Genomic DNA, 1,026 nt, shown 5'->3' on the forward strand with positions numbered 1-1,026 from the left:
ATCTGACCCACACGAACGGCACCCTCGCTCACACCTACTGAGCGAGGGTGCCGTTCGTGCGTTTCCCTGGGCTTGACCTGAAGCCGGGTTCAGGTTGCACGGTCGCTTCATGACACCCACCGCGATCGTCACCGGGGCCGGTTCCGGGTTCGGACTGGCCCTCACCCTCGCCCTCGCCTCGCGCGGCGACCACGTCGTCGCCGTCGCCCGGGACGGCACCCGGCTCCATACGGCCCTCGCCGGCGTCCCCGGGGTCACCCTCCACACCGGGGACGTGACCGACCCGGGGCTCGGACCGCCGCTGCTCGTGGCGGTCGGGGGCCGGCTGGACCTGTTGGTACACAACGCCGGCGAGCTCGGCCCGTCGCCGCTGCCCCACCTGGCCGACTACCCGGTCAGCGCACTGCGGCAGGTCCTGGAGACCACGGTCGTCGGGCCGCTGCAGCTCACGCAGGCCCTGCTGCCGGCGTTGCGGGCGGCGCACGGCACGATCGTCACGCTCAGCTCGGACGCCGCCGTCGAGCCCTACGAGGGATGGGGCGGGTACGGGCTCGCGAAGGCCGCCGCCGACCACGCCGCCGCGGTGCTCGCGGTGGAGGAGCCCGACCTGCGGGTCTATGCCTTCGATCCCGGCGACATGCGGACCGCGATGCATCAGCGGGCGTTCCCGGGCGAGGACATCTCCGACCGGCCCGATCCCGCGACCGTCGTGCCCGCGCTGCTGCGGCTGCTCGAGTCGCGGCCGACGTCCGGGCGGTACACGGCCGAGCTGGTGACGTCGTGAGGCCCGTTCCCGAGGACCGGTTCGCGACCGCGCCGCCACCCGTCCGCGACGGTGTCCGGCTGATGGTCGCCGCGCACCGCAGGCCGCTGCGCCACCTCCGGTTCACCGATCTCCCCGGCGCCCTCCGACCGGGCGATCTGGTGGTGGTCAACACCTCGGACACCGAACCCGCCGCGGTGGACGGGCGGCGTGGTGGCAGCCCGGTGGTGCTGCACGTGTCCGGACCCGTGCGCGTCGGGTGG

The 1,026-nt window shown here is 74.1% G+C and carries 2 protein-coding genes; both read left to right on the forward strand.

The window, feature by feature from the left end; genetic code table 11:
* Positions 1 to 109: 109 nt before the first annotated feature.
* A complete protein-coding gene (locus H5J29_RS34010; RefSeq protein WP_181784954.1) occupies positions 110 to 784 on the forward strand; it encodes an SDR family NAD(P)-dependent oxidoreductase in 675 nt (224 codons plus the stop codon).
* On the forward strand, positions 781 to 1,026 hold a 246-nt coding region (locus H5J29_RS34015; RefSeq protein ID WP_181784955.1), incomplete at its 3' end, for an S-adenosylmethionine:tRNA ribosyltransferase-isomerase. The genes H5J29_RS34010 and H5J29_RS34015, both read left to right, overlap by 4 nt.

The organism is Pseudonocardia pini (genome assembly GCF_013870575.1).
Classification (GTDB): domain Bacteria; phylum Actinomycetota; class Actinomycetes; order Mycobacteriales; family Pseudonocardiaceae; genus Pseudonocardia; species Pseudonocardia pini.

Coding starts and splice junctions, on each gene's coding strand:
- H5J29_RS34010 (WP_181784954.1), top strand. CDS start 110: ATGACACCCACCGCGATCGTCACCGGGGCCGGTTCCGGGTTCGGACTG.